Source organism: Clostridium mobile (assembly GCF_018918285.1).
GTDB lineage: Bacteria > Bacillota > Clostridia > Clostridiales > Clostridiaceae > Clostridium_AW > Clostridium_AW mobile.
On the sequence record NZ_JAHLQF010000005.1, the window covers coordinates 1 to 17,775 of the forward strand.

Annotated in this window: 14 protein-coding genes, 1 tRNA gene and 1 rRNA gene; all 16 read right to left on the reverse strand. The window is 30.0% G+C overall.

Annotated features, from left to right (window positions below; genetic code table 11):
• Nucleotides 1-97: ribosomal RNA gene (locus KQI86_RS18200) — 16S ribosomal RNA — on the reverse strand; the annotation flags it as partial.
• A 443-nt stretch (nucleotides 98-540) separates the two neighbouring features.
• The gene (gene murD / locus KQI86_RS18205; RefSeq protein WP_216440859.1) at nucleotides 541-1,920 is read right to left on the reverse strand and encodes a UDP-N-acetylmuramoyl-L-alanine--D-glutamate ligase; all 1,380 of its coding nucleotides are present in this window, start codon (nucleotides 1,918-1,920) and stop codon (nucleotides 541-543) included.
• Nucleotides 1,921-2,303: 383 nt separating this feature from the next.
• The gene (locus tag KQI86_RS18210; RefSeq protein ID WP_216440860.1) at nucleotides 2,304-3,695 is read right to left on the reverse strand and encodes a glycine--tRNA ligase; all 1,392 of its coding nucleotides are present in this window, start codon (nucleotides 3,693-3,695) and stop codon (nucleotides 2,304-2,306) included.
• 278 nt (nucleotides 3,696-3,973) lie between these two features.
• A tRNA-Asn gene (locus KQI86_RS18215) sits at nucleotides 3,974-4,048 on the reverse strand.
• 177 nt (nucleotides 4,049-4,225) lie between these two features.
• Nucleotides 4,226-5,737: a lysine--tRNA ligase gene (gene lysS / locus KQI86_RS18220; RefSeq protein WP_216440861.1), complete on the reverse strand. Its 1,512-nt coding sequence runs from the start codon at nucleotides 5,735-5,737 to the stop codon at nucleotides 4,226-4,228.
• A gap of 18 nt (nucleotides 5,738-5,755) precedes the next feature.
• Nucleotides 5,756-6,238 carry a transcription elongation factor GreA gene (gene greA / locus KQI86_RS18225; RefSeq protein ID WP_216440862.1) on the reverse strand — a complete coding sequence of 161 codons (483 nt, stop codon included), beginning with the start codon at nucleotides 6,236-6,238 and terminating at the stop codon, nucleotides 5,756-5,758.
• 146 nt (nucleotides 6,239-6,384) lie between these two features.
• Nucleotides 6,385-7,212, reverse strand: coding sequence for a hypothetical protein (locus KQI86_RS18230; RefSeq protein ID WP_216440863.1), 828 nt, complete (start codon nucleotides 7,210-7,212; stop codon nucleotides 6,385-6,387).
• A 58-nt stretch (nucleotides 7,213-7,270) separates the two neighbouring features.
• Nucleotides 7,271-8,242, reverse strand: coding sequence for a tRNA dihydrouridine synthase DusB (gene dusB / locus KQI86_RS18235; RefSeq protein ID WP_216440864.1), 972 nt, complete (start codon nucleotides 8,240-8,242; stop codon nucleotides 7,271-7,273).
• Between the two features lie 8 nt (nucleotides 8,243-8,250).
• Nucleotides 8,251-9,030 (reverse strand): type III pantothenate kinase, encoded by a 780-nt coding sequence (locus KQI86_RS18240; RefSeq protein WP_216440865.1) that lies wholly within the window; start codon nucleotides 9,028-9,030, stop codon nucleotides 8,251-8,253.
• Nucleotides 9,031-9,206: 176 nt separating this feature from the next.
• Entirely contained in the window at nucleotides 9,207-10,220 is a 1,014-nt protein-coding gene (locus tag KQI86_RS18245; RefSeq protein WP_216440866.1) for a DUF4179 domain-containing protein, read from the reverse strand.
• Nucleotides 10,195-10,806 carry a sigma-70 family RNA polymerase sigma factor gene (locus tag KQI86_RS18250; RefSeq protein WP_216440867.1) on the reverse strand — a complete coding sequence of 204 codons (612 nt, stop codon included), beginning with the start codon at nucleotides 10,804-10,806 and terminating at the stop codon, nucleotides 10,195-10,197. Before KQI86_RS18250 ends, KQI86_RS18245 begins: the two co-directional genes overlap by 26 nt.
• Before the next feature lie 118 nt (nucleotides 10,807-10,924).
• Nucleotides 10,925-11,308: a thioesterase family protein gene (locus tag KQI86_RS18255; protein ID WP_216441013.1), complete on the reverse strand. Its 384-nt coding sequence runs from the start codon at nucleotides 11,306-11,308 to the stop codon at nucleotides 10,925-10,927.
• Between the two features lie 28 nt (nucleotides 11,309-11,336).
• A complete protein-coding gene (gene ftsH / locus KQI86_RS18260) occupies nucleotides 11,337-13,142 on the reverse strand; it encodes an ATP-dependent zinc metalloprotease FtsH (RefSeq protein WP_216440868.1) in 1,806 nt (601 codons plus the stop codon).
• 80 nt (nucleotides 13,143-13,222) lie between these two features.
• Nucleotides 13,223-13,768: a hypoxanthine phosphoribosyltransferase gene (hpt, locus tag KQI86_RS18265; protein ID WP_216440869.1), complete on the reverse strand. Its 546-nt coding sequence runs from the start codon at nucleotides 13,766-13,768 to the stop codon at nucleotides 13,223-13,225.
• Entirely contained in the window at nucleotides 13,765-15,153 is a 1,389-nt protein-coding gene (gene tilS / locus KQI86_RS18270) for a tRNA lysidine(34) synthetase TilS (protein WP_216440870.1), read from the reverse strand. Before tilS ends, hpt begins: the two co-directional genes overlap by 4 nt.
• Before the next feature lie 99 nt (nucleotides 15,154-15,252).
• Nucleotides 15,253-17,640, reverse strand: a complete 2,388-nt coding sequence (gene spoIIE / locus KQI86_RS18275) for a stage II sporulation protein E (protein ID WP_216440871.1) — start codon at nucleotides 17,638-17,640, stop codon at nucleotides 15,253-15,255.
• Nucleotides 17,641-17,775: the final 135 nt, after the last annotated feature.

A 17,775-nucleotide genomic window follows, 5' to 3' on the forward strand; every position in this document is an offset into this window, starting at 1 on the left:
GCTAGATTCATCCCCGAAGGGATTCCTCTCGCTCGACTTGCATGTGTTAGGCACGCCGCCAGCGTTCGTCCTGAGCCAGGATCAAACTCTCAATTTATAAGTTTAATCATTTGCTCATTCGTTGATTCTCTTTAGAATCGACTGGTTTCATTCCTCTGTTTAATTTTCAAAGACCGTTGTCCAATCGAGGACTATTTCATGTTATCATTAACTCTTTTGCTTGTCAAGAAGATTTTTAATATTTAAATATTTTATTTCTAACCTTCTTGCCCTGCGGGAAAACGACAAAAATGATTGTAACATATAAATCAGGGTTATATCATAAATAAACCACCAATAATTAATATTATATTTTAATTTCTTCTGTTTTCTTTAAATTTCATATAGTTTCATATATAGATACACCAGATTCAGTTGAGGATATATCCAAGATTTCATTGATAAAATCTTATAAATAAAAACTATAAAATAATTATAAAAGGGATTTTATTCTTAATAAAATCCCTTTCTTTATTATATATAATTTCTATTCACTATTAGCTATAAGATATTATTGACTATCTCTTTAAATTTATTTCCTCTCTCTTCAAAGTTAGTAAACATATCAAAGCTTGCACAGGCAGGAGACAAGGTTACAATATCTCCCCCTACAGATATCCCTAAAGAAACATCTACCGCTTCTTCTAGAGAATCCACCATATATATAGGTATATTAATATTGTTGTTTTTCATCTCTGTTTCAAAAGCATCCTTTATTTTATCTCTAGTTCTTCCTAATAATACTAATGCCTTTACAAATTCATGCCCTTCTTTGGCCAAAGTATCAAAAGATATGTTTTTATCATATCCTCCTGCAATTAAAATAACAGATTTATTAAAGGCTTTAAGAGCAGCTAATGTTCTCGTTGGGCTTGAAGCTATAGAATCATTATAGAAATCTACTCCTTTTACTCTTTTAACAAACTCCATTCTATGGGGTACACCTGCAAAGCTAACTGCAACTTTTCTCATGCTATCTATTGAAACTTCTCCACATACACAGCAAAAAGCTGCTAATAGATTTTCAACATTGTGCATTCCTTTTAATTTTATCTCTTCAATATTACATACCTTATTGCTCATTATATATAAGTTGCCGTTACTATAATAAGCTCCATTGGAAACCTCTTCTTTTAAACTAAATTGAACAATTTTTCCTAGTACTTCTTCTTTCATCTTATTTGTTATCTCATTATCTTTATTTAAAACTAATATATTATCCTCTTTTCCATATCTAAAAATATTTTTTTTGGCATCAATATATTCATCCATATCTTTATGTACATCTAAATGATTAGGACTTATATTAGTAATTAATGATATATCTACAGGGCAGTCTATAGTCATCAATTGAAAACTGGATAGCTCTAATACAACCTTGTCATCTTTACTTATCTCTTCTATCTTAGAAAATAACGGGGTTCCTATATTACCACCTACCCATGTATTATATCCTTCTTCTTTTAACATATTATAAACTAGAGTTGTTGTGGTTGTTTTTCCGTCACTTCCTGTTATTCCATAAATCTTAGCAGGACAATATCTTATGAACTCTTCCATCTCTGATGTTATATAAGCTCCTTTTTCTTTAGCTCTTAATAAAGCAGGTATATCATTTCTTACAGATGGAGTTTTAAATATTACATCATAACCCTCTAATTTCTCTAAATAATCTTCTCCTAAAACTAAACTTACACCCTTATCTCTCAATTCATACACTACATTTCCTAGTTGTTCATGAGTTTTTCTATCAAAAGCAGTTAAGTTCGCTCCTAGTCTTATTAGTAAATCTATTAAAGGTCTATTACTTACACCCATTCCTAAAACAGCAATCTTTTTATTCTTTATATACTCTTTGAATTCATTAAAACTCTTCTTCATTTTTACCTCCATTATGTAGTCTCTTATAATTTAATTATACCACCTTTATACATGTCATATAATTAAATTATATATTTTAATTTTTAAGAGTATTATAACAATGAATTAATATTTTTGTATTATCGTGTCGAAATTGTGAGAATTTATTTAATATAAAAACTTTATTATCGCATATTGCAATATTATATATCTTTATGTTATACTAACAACGTGCCGTAAGGAAACATTAATATAATTCCCCAAGTTTTAATTGAACATATAACATATCCCCATGATTAAACCCTATTTGCCGGTATAGATACGTAGTACCGGCACTTTTTTTATACTTTTATTGAAATTTAAAAGGGATGGCAGTATTTTTAATACCGCTATCCCTTTATTTTTTAAAACTCTAATTTACCTTCTATGAATTTTACTAATTCATCTATACTTAATCTAATCTGCTGCATTGTATCTCTATCTCTTATAGTTACAGTATTATCTTCTAATGTATCAAAGTCTATAGTAATACAATATGGAGTACCTATCTCATCTTCTCTTCTATATCTTTTACCTATACTTCCTGCTTCGTCGTAATCTACATTGAAATGCTTTGATAACATACTATATACTTCAAGAGACTTTTCAGATAATTTTTTAGTTAAAGGCAATACTGCTGCTTTAAATGGAGCTATTGCTGGATGGAAACGTAATACAGTTCTAACATCTCCGTCTTCTAATTCTTCTTCATCATAAGCATCTGCTAAGAATGCTAAAGTCACCCTGTCAGCTCCTAGTGAAGGTTCTACACAGTAAGGCACATATCTTTCATTAGTTGTAGGATCTAAATAAGTCAAATCTTCACCTGAGTGATTCATATGTTGTTTTAGGTCATAATCAGTTCTATCTGCTATTCCCCATAACTCTCCCCATCCAAATGGGAATAAGTACTCTATATCCGCTGTAGCCTTACTATAGAAAGATAACTCTTCTGCTGAGTGATCTCTAAATCTCAAATTTCCCTCTTTCATTCCAAGATTTAATAGGAAATTCCAACAATAATCTTTCCAGTATTTAAACCACTCTAAATCAGTATCTGGTTGACAAAAGAATTCTAACTCCATTTGTTCAAATTCTCTTGTTCTAAATGTAAAGTTTCCTGGGGTTATTTCATTTCTAAAGGATTTTCCTATTTGAGCTATACCAAAAGGTAGTTTCTTTCTTGTAGTTCTTTGTACATTTTTAAAGTTAACAAAGATACCTTGTGCTGTTTCAGGTCTTAAATATATTTCTGATTTAGCATCTTCTGTTACTCCTTGGAATGTTTTAAACATAAGATTAAATTTTCTTATATCTGTGTAGTTCTTTTTACCACATTTAGGACAAACTATATTGTTCTCATCTATATATCCCTTTAATTGTTCATTAGTCCATCCATCTGCTGATGCAACTTCGGCACCTGCAGCTGACATATGATCTTCAACAAGCTTATCCGCTCTAAATCTAGCCTTACACTCTTTACAATCCATTAAAGGGTCTGAAAATCCTCCTACGTGACCTGAAGCAACCCATACTTCTCTATTCATAAGTATCGCACAATCCACACCTACATTATATGGGCTTTCCTGAACAAACTTTTTCCACCAAGCTTTTTTAACATTATTTTTAAATTCTACACCCAGAGGACCGTAATCCCAAGAATTCGCCAATCCACCATATATCTCTGACCCTGGGAAAATAAAACCTCTATTCTTAGCTAAAGCAACTACTTTATCCATGGTTTTTTCAAATGCCATAATATTTCCTCCCTAATCTTTATTTTTTTGTATAAAAAAAAGCAGTTACCATAAGGGACGAAAGAAACTCTTCCGCGGTTCCACCCTCTTTGGCAACAGCCCTGCTTTCACTATGTACACTCAAAAGCTCCCTTTATAATAAAACTTTAGCTATTTTCACCATCCATAGCTTCTCTTAAAAAAGTTATTATTACTACTCTTCTTTTTCATCATGCATTATTCATTTAAAGTATATTTTATCAGAACTTAAATCATTGTCAATAGTCAAAAAATAAAAATGGCTCCGCGAAAAGGATTCGAACCTTCAACCTATCGGTTAACAGCCGAGTGCTCCACCGTTGAGCTATCGCGGAACGTTTATTACAAGGACTATTATATCATATCTTTTTATAAATGCAAGTGTTTTTTATATATTTTTTTATTTTATATAGAAATAAGCAATTTCAATAATAATTATTCATAATCAAAAGATTGTGTAAAATATATTAAGAGGCACTAATACTCTCCATATAGTGCCTCTTATTTTAATATTATTGATTGCTGGTTGGTTTCATAGTTGGGAATAATATAACGTCTCTTATAGAATAAGCATCTGTTAAGAACATTACAATTCTGTCAACACCTATTCCCAATCCTCCAGTTGGTGGCATTCCTATCTCAAGTGAATTAATGAAGTCATCATCCATCATGTATGCTTCATCATCACCTAATTCTCTCTCTTGTAACTGCTGTAGGAATCTTTCCTTTTGAACTATAGGATCATTTAACTCTGAATATGCATTACAAATTTCTCTTCCATATATGAATCCTTCAAATCTTTCAGTATATTCTGGATTGCCTCTCTTCTTTTTAGTCAATGGAGATATTTCCACAGGATAATCCATTATAAATGTTGGTTGAATCATATGTTTTTCTGCATATTCTTCAAATAAAGCATTTAATATATCTCCTTTAGTACAATCCTTCAATTCTTTTTTAAGCTCAACCTTTTTCTGCTTAGCAATTTCTCTAGCTTCTTCATGTGTTTTAATTTCATTAAAATCTATTCCTGAATATTCCTTTACGGCATCTACCATAGTTATTCTTCTCCAAGGTGGAGTTAAATCAATTTCTGTTCCTTGATAAGTTATCTTAGCAGTTCCGCAAACTTTTTCTGCTACGTAGGCTACCATGTTCTCTGTAATTTCCATCATATCATTATAATCAGCATATGCCTCGTATAGTTCTATCATAGTAAACTCAGGATTATGTCTTATACTTGTTCCTTCATTTCTAAAGTTCTTTCCTATTTCATATACCTTTTCAAATCCACCAACTATAAGTCTTTTTAAATAAAGCTCTGTAGCTATTCTTAAATACATATCTATATCTAAAGCGTTGTGATGAGTTACAAATGGTCTTGCCGCAGCTCCCCCTGCAATCGGTGAAAGAACTGGTGTTTCTACTTCTAAATAATCTCTAGCATCCAAAAATTCTCTTATAGCTCTTATTGCTTTTGTTCTCTTGAAAAATGTTTCTCTAACATCTTGATTAACTATAAGATCTACATATCTTTGTCTATATCTTAAATCTGGATCTTTCAATCCATGCCATTTTTCTGGAAGTGGCTTAAGTGATTTAGCAGTAAGTTCAAAGTCAGTAATATGTACGGAAACTTCTCCAGTCTTTGTTTTAAAAACAGTACCTGTTATTGATAATAAATCACCTATATCAAAGGATTTATATTCTTTTAATTTTTCTTCTCCTACATCATTAATTTTTATGTATAGTTGAATTTTTCCGTATCTGTCATGTATATCTGAAAACCCAGCCTTACCATGAACTCTCTTTGACATAAGTCTACCAGCCACAGTAACTTCTTTTCCTTCTAGCTCATCAAAGTTTTCCTTAATTTGTTCTGATGTATGAGTTCTATTAACTTTATATACATCAAAAGGATCCTTTCCAGCTGCTTGAAGGTCGAAAAACTTCTGTCTTCTTTCCTTTATCAACTGATTAAACTCTTGTTCTTCTGAAATTAAATTCTTTTCTTCATTTGACATAGTATTTTTCCTCCAATATCAATCTTTTCTTACTGATAGTATTTCATACTTGCTTACTCCATCAGGTATTGCAACTTCTACTGTTTCTCCTACTCTTTTACCTATTAAAGCTTTACCAACAGGTGATTCATTTGATATTTTATTTTCCATAGGATCTGCTTCAGCTGATCCCACCATAAAGAATTCTACCTCTTCATCAAATTCATAATCTCTTACCTTTACAATGGTTCCTACACTAACAGTGTCTGCAGGTATCTCGCTTTCATCTACTATAGAAGCATTTTTAAGCATATTTTCAAGTTGCATTATTCTTCCTTCAACAAAAGCTTGTTCATTTTTAGCTTCATCATACTCAGAATTCTCACTTAAATCTCCAAAAGAAAGTGCAACCTTAATTTTCTCTGTTATTTCTTTTCTTTTAACTGTTTTAAGATATTCTAATTCATCTTCTAATTTTTTAACACCCTCATATGTCATAACATATTTTTTTGTATCACTCATTTCCTTCTCCCCTTTTAAATGTTTTAGTGTAACACCTTTATATATTATTATCTTTTTATTTTATTTATGCATGAACATAAGATAACTGCTTAACAATCATTTAAGTTATTATAAATCAGCATAATATTCAATGTCAACTTATGAGCTCATTCAAATATCAAAACTTCTTCATTAAACATTATGTTGTTTAAAAATGCTCCATTGTACTTTAAAGACCTCTCTATATCTTTTTCTTCCATCTGACATAAGATCGCTCCTAATAGTTCTATAGAAATATCATCTTTGCCAAACCAAGGTGTTCTATAGGTAACGTCGTTTATATATTGACTGCCACTGTTAAAAGTACTAAATAAATTATCTAGAGTCCAAATTGGTTTATCTATGATTAAATCCCAGTCTCTAGAGGTCAATATAAAATCCGCATTTTTAAGTGCATGATTTTTATCCCTAGTTATTATTGGTGATATACCGTAATTTGCGATAACATAGTCAGCTAAAATTTTAGCTTTATCAATATTATCAGTTAAAAACACAATGTATTTAGCAAATTTAGAGAGACATAAGACACCCTCATAAATGTGATAATCCGTTGGATCATATATTACTATGCAACTATTTCTAATACTCTTGTTTTTTAGCCTAAGTATTAATTGCATACTAGAAACTATGCTATATGCTAAAAGTTCTTTTTGAAACTTATTATAAATATTATAATCCATTTTTCTCCAAACTTTTGGTGCCACAATTCCATGCTCTTTATTTAAATAACCCTTGGCAGTTTCCATATTTCTCATATACGCATCCACATTTAGGTTCATTGGAAAACTTATTTTTTTAATGCTTAAATTTAAATCCTTCAGATAATTATCTTCTATTAATTTAATGTTAAACCTATCTCTTATCCTACTTATGATATCCTGTCTTTCATAAATTTTATATTTCTTTGGTTGTTCAATTAACAAAACAGATTTCATAACACTATACCTTTTATATTGATATAGTTTATTTATATGAATTTTAATATTATATAATTCAATTTTCTATGATATGTTCTTTATAATTTTCCAATATTGTTATTAAATTATAAGCTTTATCCTCTGAATTTACTATATTCTTTATTTTTGTGCAATCCTTTAATCCTTTTATATACCACGCAATATGCTTTCTCATTTCTCTAGCAGCTTTATTTTCCCCATGATAATATATAGATCTTTTTACATGCTCTATGCACATATCAATTATCTCTTCTGGAGTTGGGTAAGATATAGGATTCCCATTTAATTTTTGTTGTATTTGTTTAAATATCCAAGGATTTCCTAATGCCCCTCTTCCAAGCATAATCCCATCACAGTTTGTAATCTCCTTAATTTTCAATGCATCTTCAGGGGTAAATACGTCTCCATTTCCAATTACAGGTATTGATACCTTTTCTTTGACCTTCCTTATTATTTCCCAATCTGCCTTACCTTCATACATTTGTTGTCTCGTTCTTCCATGGACTGTAATACAATCCGCCCCTGAATCCTCTATAATCTTTCCAAATTCCACTGCATTGATATTAAATTCATCATAGCCTTTCCTAAACTTTACTGTTACAGGTTTATTAGTAGCTTTCTTTATAGCTCTTACTATTTGCGATGCCAATTTAGAATCTTTCATAAGTGCAGAACCTTCTCCGTTTTTAACTATTTTAGGAGCAGGGCACCCCATATTTATATCAATCAAACATATATTATTATTTTCGTTAAAAGAATCACATACTCTAGCCATAATATCAGGTTCATGACCAAATATTTGAACTGCTACTGGAACTTCTTCTTCTGAAAACTGTAGCATACTTGTAGTATTTACATTACCATAATATAATGCTTTAGCGCTTATCATTTCAGTATATACAAGTCCACAGCCCATATTTTTGCACAAACCTCTAAAGGCTACATCTGTAACACCTGCTAATGGTGCTAAAAATACGTTGTTTTTAAATTCTAAATTCGCTATCTTCATTTAAAATTTTACTCCTTGTTTTTTTCGTAAATTATTCTTAATCCTTTCAATGTTAAGTCAGGGTCTACTACGTCTATACTTTTAGCTTCCTCATTTATTAGTTTTGCTAATCCTCCGGTAGCAACTACCATTGGCTCTTCTTCACCTAAGTCAATCATTTCTGCTTTCATTTTATTTATAATAAATTCTACTAATCCACCATATCCATAAACCATTCCAGCTTGCATACTTGCAACAGTATTTTTACAAATTACTGATGGTGGTTTAACTAATTCTATTCTTGGAAGCTTTGCCGCTTTTTGAAACAATGCTTCTGAAGATATTTTTACACCTGGACAAATAGCTCCGCCTAAATAGTTTCCTTCTTTAGTTACTGCACAAAATGTAGTTGCAGTGCCAAAATCTATTATTATTAAAGGTTTATTATATAATTCATGAGCGGCTACAGCATTTACAATTCTATCTGCGCCAACCTCCTTTGGATTATCATATTTTATATTAATTCCTGTTCTTACTCCTGGCCCAACTACTATAGGTTTCACTTCAAAATATTTTAAAATCATATGCTCTATTGAATACATGATATTAGGTACTACTGATGATATTATAACTCCTTCAATTTCGGAAAGGTTAATATTATTTTGTACAAATAATTGCATCACTTGAATACCGTATTCATCTGCTGTTCTTATAGGGTCTGTTGATAATCTCCAATCAGCAATTAGCTCTTTATCCTTATATAGACCTAAAACGATATTAGTATTGCCAGCATCTAAAACTAAAATCAAAGCTAACACCACTTTCTTTATTAATTTAATAGTCTACTGTTCTTCTGTATTATATAGAAAAAACCAGTAATTATACATAGATATTTACATACACACAATTATAAGTTAAAAAAGAGCATCTGTAAATTGAAAATCAACAGATACTCTTTTATTTAACAATAAATTTAATTATATTTTTATTCTTTTAAATTAATTTCTGCCACTTTAGTTTTATACCCATCCTTTTTATTATATTCTATACTTATTTTTTCTGGTATCTCTTCAACGTAGTCAAGTTTAAATATAGCCTCATATTTATGACCTAATCTTAATTCCTTACGACTTAAAGAACTTCCCCTGTGGTTTATTTTTTCTTCACCAATAAAGTCTATATAATAGTATTCAAACTCCTTATCAGTTTTAAAAGTTATAACCGTAGATATGGACGAAAAGGTTATTTTATCTACTATAAGTTCTATTTCTTCACCAGTGTCATCTTCAAATGTATATTTTTCATTTATGTCGTATGTTTTTATAGTGTCTTCTATTTTATTTTTTGATGCATTAAACTTGAATCTCCAATCTCCACTTATGTTATTTATTTTATTAAAACTTATATCCATAGAAAAGTTATTTGGTATATCATTCTTCTCTACATCATAATCCATCATAACTTGCACTGTATTATCGTTAATTATTCTATAATTTCCTCCAGCTGCTCCCCTAATTTCTTTGTTGTTTATTTTAATGCTTTTATCTGGAGCATATATAGATACAGCTCCCTCCTCATTTATCAATTCTTCTACTTTTTCTTCAGCTTTTATAGTATAAATTATCATTAGACTATAATCATCCATAACAATTTCATCTAAGGTTACTTCATAACCTTTATCACTTTTAGTTTCTCCTATAACTTCTGCATAATCCTGAAATTTTCCATTGTAATTAAAGTTAGAGAAAAAAGTACCTATATTAATATTAGGCAGTTTATCAGCAAGAACACTATTATTTAATGTTACAGCGCAAATGCCCATGGTTAAAGCTAATGAAGCTACTAAAACTTTTATTTTTCTATTATTTTTTTTATTTATTGAATTCTTAAATTTATTTTTAATTCTACCGATTGTTATATCGTCAACATTTATATCTTCTTTTTCTATTAAGTCTAAATCTAAACTAATTTCATTAAAATGCTCGTATATATCCTTCATCCATATATACCTCCTTTGAGTTCTTATATCTATCTCTTAAATGATTTCTGCCCCTTGATAATCTCGTATATACTGAACTTATTGAGAGATTCAAATCTTTAGCTATATCTTCTACGGATTGTTCTAAATAATATCTCATTATGAATATCTTTTTATCTATATCATTCATATTATTTATATAGTCATATAACTCCTCTTTTTCTTCTTTTAATATTATATCTTCTTCTATTGAAAAATCAGAAATTATACTGCATTGCTCAATGTGTACCTTTTCCTTTTCATTAATCAGCTTTCTATAATAATCTATGGATTTGTATCTAGCTATAACACAAATCCAATTTTTAAACCTTACCTCTTCTCCTTCTAATTCAATATTGTCTTCCCCAGAGTATTTATCAATATTTGCCCATATATTTAGCAATACATCATTCATACATTCATCAATAATTCCTTCATCATTAAATACAGATAATACTTTATATATAACTTTATAAAGGAGTCTTCCATATTTATCTACTAAAAAATCCATGGCCTGTGGATTTTTTCTTTTAATTTTTTTTATAAGGTTTTGCTTTGTTGTCTTCAATATAATTTGCCTCCTTTCATATGGCTTTAAGAGCTCTTCATATAATTACTACGTTTTATTATAGGAATTTCTTACAGAAATAAAAAAAGATATAGGAAAATCCTATATCTTTTTTTATTTATTTTAATCTATCCATAAAATCTTTTCTATTAACTATATATCTAATATGTGTACCCTCACCGATTTTACCTCTTTCATCCCAAGCATTTACTTTAAAAAAGAGTTTTTTTTCATCAACTTTTTCTAAAAGCGCTTCACACTTAACCTTCATATTAACCGGTGTAGCCTTTAAGTGTTTTACATTTATATCTATTCCTACAGTAGTAAATTCGTTACTTAAGTGAAGTCCTACACAATTTTTCGCTGCATTCTCCATAAGAGCAATCATTGCTGGAGTAGCAAGAACCTCTAAATCTCCAGAACCATGCTCTATAGCTGTATTCTTTTCTCCAACTGTAATTTCTATGATGGAGTTGATTCCCTCTTTTAAGTTAAATTCCACTTTCATCACTCATTTCTACTTATTTATATTAATTGTTATTAAATATTTCCTCGAATTCGTCTGCTTCTAACTTTTCTTTTTCAAGCAAAGCTTGAGCAACTGCATGAAGTTTACTCATATTTTTATCAAGTAGATTTTCAGCTTTTTTGTATGCTGTATCAATCAACTTTCTAATTTCTTTGTCTATTTTAGAGGCAATTTCTTCACTATAGTTTTTGCTTTTGCTAAAATCTCTTCCTAGAAATACTTCCTCATGACCACTTCCAAAAGCTATTGGACCTAATTCTTCACTCATTCCATAGTCCATAATCATTTTTCTAGCTATAGTAGTAGCTCTATCAATGTCATTTTTAGCACCTGTGCTTATATCTCCAATTACTAGTTTTTCTGCTACTCTTCCTCCTAGTAATCCTACTATCTGGTCTTCTAGTTTTAATTTTGACATATATGAACTATCTTTTTCAGGTAAATGCATAGTATATCCTCCAGCCATACCTCTAGGAACTATACTTATCTGATGAACAGGGTCAGCATTTGGCAATAACTTCATAACAACTGCGTGGCCCGCTTCATGGTAAGCTGTAAGTTTTCTGTCATCTTCATCTATTACTCTGCTCTTCTTTTCTGGTCCAGCAATTACCCTTGTTACAGCTTCTTCTAATTCTTCCATTTCAATTTCTTTTTTGTTTTTTCTTACTGTTAAAAGAGCTGCTTCATTCATTAAATTTTCTAAATCTGCACCAGTAAAACCTGGAGTTCTTTTAGCTAATACATCTAATTTAATATTTTCTGATAAAGGTTTATTTTTAGAATGTACTTTTAAAATTTCCTCTCTACCCTTAACATCTGGTGCCCCTACTATAATCTGTCTATCAAATCTTCCTGGTCTTAATAATGCAGGGTCTAATATATCTGGCCTATTGGTAGCTGCAATCATTATTATTCCTTCATTTGCAGCAAAACCATCCATTTCAACAAGTAGTTGGTTTAATGTCTGTTCTCTTTCGTCATGTCCTCCACCAAATCCTGCTCCTCTTTGTCTACCTACTGCATCTATCTCATCTATAAAAATTATACAAGATGAATTCTTTTTAGCTTGCTCGAATAAGTCTCTAACTCTAGATGCTCCAACACCTACAAACATTTCCACAAAATCTGAACCAGATATACTAAAGAATGGCACACCTGCTTCTCCTGCTATAGCCTTAGCAAGCAATGTTTTACCTGTTCCAGGAGGCCCTACTAACAATACGCCCTTTGGTATTCTTGCACCTACTTCTGCATATCTTTTAGGCTGCTTTAAAAAATCCACTATTTCAGCCAATTCTTCCTTTTCCTCATCTGCACCAGCGACATCAGCAAAGGTTACTTTCCGCTTATCTGGACTGGCCATTTTGGCTCTACTTTTACCGAAGTTCATTACATTTCTATTACCCCCACTTTGGGATTGTTGCATAAACATAAACCAAAATATTACAAACATCAGTATTAATATCGCACTAGGGAGATAATTTAGCCATATAGGCGCTCTTGTAGGTGGTAGATAGGATTCTCCCACATCACCATTTTTATCATTCTTACTTATAAAGCTATTTAATCTTTCAAAAGGAACAAACATTTCAAATTGAGTTCCATCTTTAAGAGTACCAGATACTGTTACCCTGTCTTCCTTAACCTGAAACTCTTTAACTTCATTATTTATCCAATGTTTCTGAAATTGATTAAAGTGTATTGTTTTTGAAGGCTCATTAGTTCTTACTAAAAATAAAGCCGAAAATATAACCAACACAAATATAACAACCCAGGCCGTTGCACTTGAAAATCTCTTATTCATTTTTGGCCCCCCTCTCTTTCTAATTTATAATGTAAAATTGTATCATATGCGAGAATTGTTTACAATATTGCTAATATTAATTATTTATAGACTTCTTCTTTCAGAATACCAACATAAGGTAAGTTTCTATATTTTTCAGAATAGTCAAGCCCATATCCTACTAGAAAATAATCTGGAACTTCAAATCCCATATATTTTGCATTTATTTCCACCATTCTTCTTTCAGGCTTATTTAGTAGAGAAGCTATTTCTATTGAGGCTGGTTGCCTTCCTTTTAAATAGTCAACTAAATATCTTAATGTTGTTCCTGTATCTATTATGTCCTCTACTATTAATATATGTTTTCCTTCTATTTCAAAATCTAAATCCTTTAATATTCTTACTACACCTGATGTAGTTGAGGAATTTCCATAACTTGATACAGCCATAAAGTCAATGGAACAAGGAATATCTATTTCTTTTATTAAGTCTGCCATAAATGGAACAGAACCTTTTAATACTCCAATTAACAATAAATCTTTACCAATATAATCTTTACTTATTTGTTTACCTATTTCTCTAATTTTATTTCTTATTTGTTCTTCATCAAATAATACTTCTTTAATGTCGTCTTTCATTTGACTCATTCTTCAGCCTCTCTTTCAATAAAAATTTTTAATATATTTTTTGTAGATTTTTCAATCTTAAATTTTTCACTAGTTCTATAGCCTACTATCCATGCAATCTCTTCACCAAAACATATCAATGGTATATTTCCTCTATCTTCTTTGGGAATTTTTAAATCTATAAATAAATCTTTTAGTTTTTTACTCCCTTTCATTCCTAGAGGAACAATACGATCTCCATCTTTTCTATATCTTAGTATAGCATCATCATTTATTTTATCATAATCAAAATATTTTACATCATCATTTTTAAATTTTTCATTCATTTCTTCAATATTTATTTTCTCTAAATTTATACATATACCTTTAGTAATTTGATTTTTTCCTAATTGTAATTTATATTCCCTTTTATTATTTTCTAGACATAAGTCTAGTCTACTTAAAATGTGTATGTCTCCATAATTATTAATAGCTACAAAATTACCAGGTAACATTATAGTTTTACCTGTGTTAGAACCTTGTAACTTTATAATATCATCAATATGTACCTTTTCATAATTAAATAGATTTCCTTTTAAAGAATCTATAGAGCTTCTAATAACTCTAGATACTATAGCCTTATGTTCAAAAAACAATTTTTTTGATAAGATAACTCTATCTTTCTCTACACTAGCATATTTATTATAAAATTCCTTACTTAAAAAATCCATAAAGTCCATGTCTACTGTAATATTTTCTACTAATCTATTAACTGAGTCAATAATATTACTATTAAAATTTTTTTCTATGTAAGGTATTAATTCTAGTCTTATTTTATTTCTAGTATATACAGTTTCTAAGTTAGTCTTATCCAATCTAGGTTTTAAATCATTTGTAGAACAGTATTCCTCAATTTCTTCTCTAGTTGTATTTAATAACGGTCTTATGTATATATTATCTCTTACTGGTCTTATACCTGCAAGACCTTGTATTCCTGTTCCTCTCATTATTCTCATAAGAACAGTTTCACATTGATCATTTGCGTTATGGGCTAAAGCAATTTTATTACCTTCGACTTTTTCCATGACTTCATCAAAGAACATATATCTTGCTTCTCTTGCCGCTGTTTCAAAAGACATTTTTTTCTCTTTTGCTAAATTAGCAACGTCTATTTTTATACTATGAAAATCTATACCATACTGTTTGCAAAATTCTCTTACATATTCCTCATCTTCATCCGCTTCATCACCTCTTAAACAGTGATTAATATGAGCTGCATATAACTCTATTGAGTATTTTTCCTTTAAAGTGCTAAGAATATGTAATAAACATATGGAATCTGGTCCTCCAGATACTGCCACAATTATTTTATCGTCTTTTTTTATCATTTGATTATCTTCTATAGTCCTTATAACCTTTTGTAGCAAGTCAATCACTTCCCTAGATTTTATAATTTTTATTATAACATAAATAATCGTTAAAAAACCAGAAATCCTCAATAAGTACTGCTGATTTCTGGTTTTTTGTTAGTATAGAGAATAGACTTTTGATACAATCACTGTCATATCATCTTTTACCTTTCCATTACTTAATTCTTTTACTCTAGATATGATATCTTGACAAAGTTCCTCTGGATTATTATATTTACTTTCTTGTAAATATTTTAATAGCCAATCTACTTTACCTGCTTCTTCATTATTGTAATCTAATACTCCATCACTTAACATTACTAATATGTCTCCGTTTTTAACTTGCTTTTTTATTATGTCCACATCTACTTTATCTAAAACTCCAATAGGCAAAGTTCTAGATTTTATAACTTCTACCTTATCTTTAGACTTTACAAAGCTTGGCACGGCTCCAACCTTCATGAAATTAGCTTGTCCTGTATAAAGATCAATACTATTTAAATCTACGGTTGAAAATTTTTCATTTTCTGAAAATTTTATAGTCATAAGAGAATTTACTGTGTTAATAGCATTTATTTCAGTAAATCCAGCTTTTAAGAATTTTTGAATGAGCTCCACTGCTGCACCACTTTCTTGATGAGCTTCTGGTCCTGAACCCATTCCATCGCTTATTAGTGTTAAGTATGTACCGTCCTTCATCTTATCATAAACATAGCTATCTCCATTTAGCTTTTCCCCATCTTTACACACTCTTCCTACATATGAAGATATATGATATTTAGGTGTCTCTTCCAATATCAAATTACAGCTCTTACTGCACATGTCAATATTACATCCTTCATTGCTTACACACATAACCTTACCCGTTACAGAATTTATAAGTGGTAGAACCTCCTTTATGCACCTATGTTTTCCACCGCAAACATCTAGGGACAATTTAATTACCAGCCTATCTTTTTTATTATTATAGCAAAACACATTTTTGTATTTTATATTATTTTTATTTAGTACCCTCCTTAAATCTTTTTCTATGTATTTATCAAACTGTACATCAACATCAATGTTTTTTGCCATTTCATCTACAGAATAAGCTATATTACCAATTTGTGTAGCTAAATATTCCCTACATTCACTTAAGCTTTTTTTCCACATTTCATCTATAATATGATTTTTCATAATGTCTTTTGTGTTTTCGATTAGATAAGATCTTTTTACACATTTTCTCGTTAACTCCTTAGGTATATATTCTTTGCAATCTTCATATCCTTCTATGAGCTCCGAAAAAGCTGAATATGTATAGTAACTTTCTCTTTTCCAGCATATGTTTCTCATATCACAGTTACTACAAACCCTATCTGCTAGATTTTGTATTAATACACTACTCTTAGTTTTCATTCTTAACTTATCATTATCAGCTAAGTTTTCTAAAGTCTTCCTCATATCCAATAACAGCTGCGAAAAATCCATTAATCCATCGTTAAATAATTCCTTGACATTTTGTATATAATTCTCTTTTAAATTCTCCCCCTTTAATTGCCAATCTAATTCAACTTCCATCTTTTTATACCATTTCAAAGGCACCACATAGAATATTGTCAATGCCACTAATGCCTCCCCAATTTGAAACTGAACTCCTATATCTGAATATAACTTTAAAATTGAAAACATTACAATGTATGCTATTCCACTAGCCCATTTTCCTGTTTCTTTAAATATACCTGCCATCAAACCGCAAATTCCATAAGTACCTATAAACGTTACCATATTGTTAGTAGATATTCCGATTATTGCTCCCAATGCTACTCCACAAGCTCCTCCTGCCGAGCTATCTTTGATATATCCGATCATTACTACGAAGGTAAGGGCTATTATATTTCTAATAGAGAGTCCAAATAAGTTTATACCCCATGTCCCTGCGATAAATAAAGATAACGCAATAGCCATACTTATAGTTTCTTCACTACTGTATAAATGTTTGTTCTTATATTCTTCTATGCATATCGTAGAATAATTAATAATATAATATATTGGGAAGATACACGCTAATTCAAATAAAGCATTAAAAATTGACAATCCCAGAGTAACATGAATGACAAATTTATTAAAAATAGCTAATTGGATAAATATAATTCCTAAACTTATAGTCAATTTCTTGTTTTTATCCATTTCATTAAATACATATCCAAACAGGCTTAATGTTAATGCCTGTATAATATATATCCAGATATTTTTCACTGCATAAAAAACAGACAAATATCCTATGATTGTTCCTACACCGGTAACTATGGAAACTCTCTTGTCCATTTTTAATATACTAGCTATAAGAAATGCTATACCAAAAGGAGCCATTAAATTAATCATAACAACTCTACTTATAAGTATACTACCTATAAAATAAAGTATATATTTTATGGGTAACGCCATATTAAATATTTTTTTCTTTTGTATTTCGTTATGTAGATTTCTAATTCTTTGATATGGAAGTATATCCGCTCCATACTGCATAATTTACCCACCGCCTCTAGATTTTTTATTTAATTATAACAGAGGCATATGGAAATAAATGTCATTTGTTAGGAAAAGTTTATATTTTTTTTAGGACATATATTTATAGTATTTAACATAAAAATTATACTTTAG

Coding starts and splice junctions, on each gene's coding strand:
- dusB (WP_216440864.1), bottom strand. CDS start 8,242: ATGAAGATAGCGAATTTAGAATTTAAAAACAACGTATTTTTAGCACCA.
- KQI86_RS18245 (WP_216440866.1), bottom strand. CDS start 10,220: ATGAAGGATATATACGAGCATTTTAATGAAATTAGTTTAGATTTAGAC.
- lysS (WP_216440861.1), bottom strand. CDS start 5,737: ATGTCAAATGAAGAAAAGAATTTAATTTCAGAAGAACAAGAGTTTAAT.
- KQI86_RS18210 (WP_216440860.1), bottom strand. CDS start 3,695: ATGGCATTTGAAAAAACCATGGATAAAGTAGTTGCTTTAGCTAAGAAT.
- hpt (WP_216440869.1), bottom strand. CDS start 13,768: ATGAGTCAAATGAAAGACGACATTAAAGAAGTATTATTTGATGAAGAA.
- KQI86_RS18230 (WP_216440863.1), bottom strand. CDS start 7,212: ATGAAATCTGTTTTGTTAATTGAACAACCAAAGAAATATAAAATTTAT.
- murD (WP_216440859.1), bottom strand. CDS start 1,920: ATGAAGAAGAGTTTTAATGAATTCAAAGAGTATATAAAGAATAAAAAG.
- spoIIE (WP_216440871.1), bottom strand. CDS start 17,640: ATGCAGTATGGAGCGGATATACTTCCATATCAAAGAATTAGAAATCTA.
- greA (WP_216440862.1), bottom strand. CDS start 6,238: ATGAGTGATACAAAAAAATATGTTATGACATATGAGGGTGTTAAAAAA.
- ftsH (WP_216440868.1), bottom strand. CDS start 13,142: ATGAATAAGAGATTTTCAAGTGCAACGGCCTGGGTTGTTATATTTGTG.